Origin of the sequence: Nostoc sp. (genome assembly GCF_036917355.1) — a bacterium.
In the GTDB taxonomy this organism is placed as follows: Bacteria; Cyanobacteriota; Cyanobacteriia; order Cyanobacteriales; family Nostocaceae; genus Nostoc.
In genome coordinates this window covers 1-4,527 of the sequence record NZ_JBALDP010000029.1, presented here as the reverse complement: position 1 = coordinate 4,527, position 4,527 = coordinate 1, and the positions used below count along the sequence as shown (strand labels likewise).

Here is a 4,527-nt window from a genome sequence, read left to right as displayed (position 1 = left end):
GGGCTGTGTGTGGGTTCTGAGTTGTCGTTGTGAGAGACAATAACTCTACTACGGCAGCCCTATCTCTTCATACTCTTTTTTTGGCGAAGGTATTGTTATGTATAAAATAAATTAGCCAATTTTGCTTCTTCGGTTACTTTTTCTTAAGCTTTGGGATACGAATATTTTATTATCCCTTAGTAAACACAAGATTATTGATTTAATTAATACTATAAATATCGTAACTTAAACTTGACTACAGATTGCGTCTTTTTGTCGTTAATAGCAATATAGCAAAAATGCCAGAGTAAACTTATTACGTTTATACTGAGAGTCAGTAACAAATAATTTACTGCTAGCAGAAACATAAATTTGTGACTGATAACAAACCAACCGATTACGCCGCAATTATCCGTGCCGCCAACCAAACTATTCCAGAACCTCCTGAATGGCTAAGTGCAGGTAGATATGTTTACTCACCGGAGTATGGAGTTGGGGAGGTAATGGCATTATTGGGCAGACGGTTGATTGTCAAGTTTGTTGAAGAGGTTAAGCCAACTCAATTTGGAGATTGGGAGCAAGCTCTAGCTTTGGGATCAATTAAAGCAAGTAACGCCAACTTAGTTTCTTCCACATCATTTCTCGAAGATAACAACGCCGCAGCCACAACAATTATTGAGCAGATTCAACAAATCCCCCAGGTAGGATTTCAGTCTGTAGCACAAGAACTGATTGCAAGCATTAGAGCGATAGATATTAAAAATGCTAACCAAGGGATAACTCACCCTCTACCGGGCGATTTACCACCTGCTTTACGTTTAGCGTTACAGAATAACGGTATCACTCAAATTTATTCTCACCAATTAGAAGCTCTAACAAAGTTACGTGCTGGGTTTGACTTGAGTATCACTACGCCCACAGCAAGCGGAAAGACGCTGTGCTACAACCTGGGTATCCTGGAATCGTGTATTAAGCAACCACAAACAACAGCATTATATATTTTCCCGCTTAAAGCGTTAGCCCTAGATCAAATGCGAAAGTTACAATCGCTTGTCAAGGCAATGCATAATACTCGTCTCAAACTCGCATTGATGACGGGAGATACACCAGCTACTGAGCGGCAGCGTTTTTTCATCCCCAACCCTCCAAACATCTTGGCAGTCAGCCCCGACTTATTGCATTACTATCTTTATAATGTGCGCCGTCGGGATGATGGAGAAGGGTGGCGACAGTTTTTAAGACAGTTGCGCTACTGTGTAATTGATGAAAGCCATACCTACACTGGGGCTTTTGGGGCACACTTTGCGAATCTTATGCGGCGACTAAGGTTAGCAGTTGATGCAGTTGGTGGTAATTCCCAAAGGCTGCAATTTATTTGTTCTAGTGCCACCATTGGAAATCCTGAAGATATGGCATTGCGGTTTAGCGGCAGAACCCATCAACCCCAAAGATTACACCTGATTGAGGATAGTGGCGCTCCACATCAAGGACGTACCTTATTATCTCTTGCTCCAAACAATGCAGCTAATGTTGAAGCTACTAAAATAGTGATTTCCTGGTTGCAGCATAACTTGAGTGGGATTGTCTTTTGTAACTCTCGTGCAGCTGTCAAAGGTCTACTTGGGTTAATCCAACGAGAAACACAACGTATTGGATTAGGTTATTTAACCAGCAAGGTAGCAGTTTTCTACAGTTCCTTAACGGGCGATCGCCGTAGCGAGATTATTCAAAAACTCCAAGGTGGACAAATCAAGGTAATTATTTCAACTTCTTCTCTAGAAGCAGGAATTGATTTACCCGAACTAGACTGCTGTCTAATTCGGGGGTTTCCAGGTAGCTTGATGTCATTTTGGCAACGAGTAGGGAGAGCCGGACGCAAACAGCACGGGCTAGTGATTTATCTGCCATTAGGACAAAACCCGATTGATGTATACTACGCTCGACATAACCAAAAGTTACTATCAGGAGAAGTTGAATCTGCTGCATTTAACCCTGACTATCCAACCATTCTAGGTAAACATTTAGAATGTGGTTGCATTGAAAGTAGTTTAACTTTAGGAGAACTCAATACTCGTTTTGGAAAAACAGCCGGTGCAGTTGCAGATTCTCTTTTACAACAAAATAAAATTTTCTTAAGTGGCAATGGTAAACTTTGGGGAAGAGGTTATCCTCATAAAGAAATTAATATTAGAAGCAGCACTCAAAGGTCAATTTCTCTAATTAATAAACATACGGGCGAAATTTTAGAAAGTATGTCGCTCCCGTTAGCCCATCGAGAAGTATTTCCCGAAGCCATATATATGGTGCAAGATGAAAGTGGGCAATTAATAGCATACCGTAGCGAAAGCCTAAATTCTGACAAAGGAGAAGCAATACTAACATTTTTAGGAAAAGATACAGATTTATTTACTGAAGCGGAGTCAGAATTAGATATTCAACCACTTTCTACCTTGGCGGAATCGAAAATTATCCCTACTAATATTAAAGATGCACGTTTACGTTTAACTCTTGTCTGGGGAGAAATTACGAATTCTGTAATTGGTTATAGATTGATGAAGCGTACCTACGGAATGACCTGCAAAAACCAACGTTGTGCTAATTATAAAAAACCACTTGAAGGAAAAAGTTGTTCATTGTGTAAGCAGGCGCTGAGTGCAGCAGAAGTGACAAAACTTCAAAAAGAAATCGCATTTTCAGAGCCATACGTTACAAAATACCAAGCGCCTTGCGTACTAGTAGAGTTAAATGAGCCGTTACAGAAAGCGCTGCAAATAACTGTCAATAAATACAAACAAGAAATTATGACCAACAATGGAGGTGAGGTTCCAGAACTTTATCAATCCTTGTGGAGTAGCAGTGCTGAAGTGACGGCACTGCATAGTATCCAGCACCAGATAGTTAAAGCTGTGCCTTTGGTAGTTTTATCCTCCAGTTTGGATGTAGATGAATTGGCCATACAAAAAGAAAGCAGGAACATTGGTTATTTTTTTGACACCTGTGAAGGAGGGAATGGGGCAGCAGAAGCTATTTTCTCTGACTTCACAAAATTTGCTGCTGCATCTTACGCTTTAGCAGCTGAATGTGATTGTGAAGCTGGTTGTCCAAGATGCCTACATTCAACGGCTTGTCCACAGCATAATGAACCATTGCATAAAGATGTGGGTTTGTTTTTATTGGATGCAATTAGTCAAGCGAAGCTCAATTCCCAAAATCCATCTTGAACTGAGCATTTGAATTAATGGTCTATCAAATTAGGTGCGATGGTGTACCCGCTAGCCTTTGGTATCGCCCTCCATCAAATGGGAACCATGTTATGTAATTGCGTTCCTGGGCAACATGAAATTATTGAATTTTCTCAAATCCAAAGCAGTGATTATAGTTTTAGCGATTGCAGTAAACATCACTGTCATTGATATACATTCTTCTAGTTCAAAGCTTCCTATAAGCAAGAGTACAATTACTCAGCCCCAACCACAGATTCAACTTGTTCACACACTGACTGGGCATAAAAAAGTGACTTTTGGTGTTCGAGCAGTTGCGATTAGCTCTTCAGGGGAAACCCTGGTTAGTGGAGGTAGAGATGATACAATTAAAATCTGGAATTTACGTACTGGGAAATTGTTGCGTAGTTTAGACGCTTACTCAGATGGTGTTACTTCAATTGCGATTAGTCCAGATGGCAAGCGGATTGTAACTGGTGGGATAAGCACCCCAACAATGAAGGTTTGGGATTTACGCACTTTCCTTATGCTAAAGGGCGAAAGTGGGCATACCCAACCAGTAGAAACCGTTGCGATTAGTTCAGATGGTAGATTGATTGCTAGTGGCAGTGACGATGGCACAATCAAGCTTTGGGATTTACACACGCTTAAGCTGCTTGATACCATTCCTACACATTCAGGATTTGTGAGTAAAGTTGCATTTAGCCCTGATATGCAAACCCTTGTAAGTGCTGGGGGTGGCGATGATAATACAATTAGGCTGATTGATTTACAAACTAAAAAAACACGCCATATTCTCAAAGGGCACAAAACCGGAATTGATGCTATTGCCATTACTCCAGATAGTAAAAAGCTTGTTACTGGTAGTTTTGGTCAGCTAGTTTCTCGAAATCGTGCAATTAGTACTCTGAAATTATGGAATCTTCAAACTGGAAAACTGCTGCATGAGTTTACTGATAATTTTAATTCAGTTGAATCTCTTGCCATCAGTCCCGATGGAAAAATTCTGATTTGCGGCAATTACGATGGCACTATTAAACTGTGGAGTTTAGAGCAAGGGAAACTGTTGCACACATGGAGAGATGGTTCCAGTTCTGTTTTAGGGCTTGCTTTGAGCCGGGATGGTAAAACCTTTGCTAGTAGCAATGAGGATAGCATTATACATATTTGGCAATTTAAATAACTGCATTGTTTAACTACAATGTAAAACTTAAGAAAAGTGTCAAATCTGAATTGTGATTTGAACGATAATTTAGCCAAACGGTCACGAAATACTTCAGAAGCACTTAGGACAAGATATACTTCATACTTGAGATATGAGTTGTAA

At 40.3% G+C, this 4,527-nt stretch carries 2 protein-coding genes; both read left to right on the top strand.

The window, feature by feature from the left end:
- Positions 1 to 353: 353 nt before the first annotated feature.
- Positions 354 to 3,200, top strand: coding sequence for a DEAD/DEAH box helicase (locus tag V7K53_RS08395; protein ID WP_335197092.1), 2,847 nt, complete (start codon positions 354 to 356; stop codon positions 3,198 to 3,200).
- A 115-nt stretch (positions 3,201 to 3,315) separates the two neighbouring features.
- Positions 3,316 to 4,383, top strand: a complete 1,068-nt coding sequence (locus V7K53_RS08390) for a WD40 repeat domain-containing protein (protein ID WP_335197091.1) — start codon at positions 3,316 to 3,318, stop codon at positions 4,381 to 4,383.
- Positions 4,384 to 4,527: the final 144 nt, after the last annotated feature.

Excerpts from the sequence above, each read along its gene's own strand:
- V7K53_RS08390 (WP_335197091.1), top strand. The coding sequence starts at position 3,316 with ATGAAATTATTGAATTTTCTCAAATCCAAAGCAGTGATTATAGTTTTA.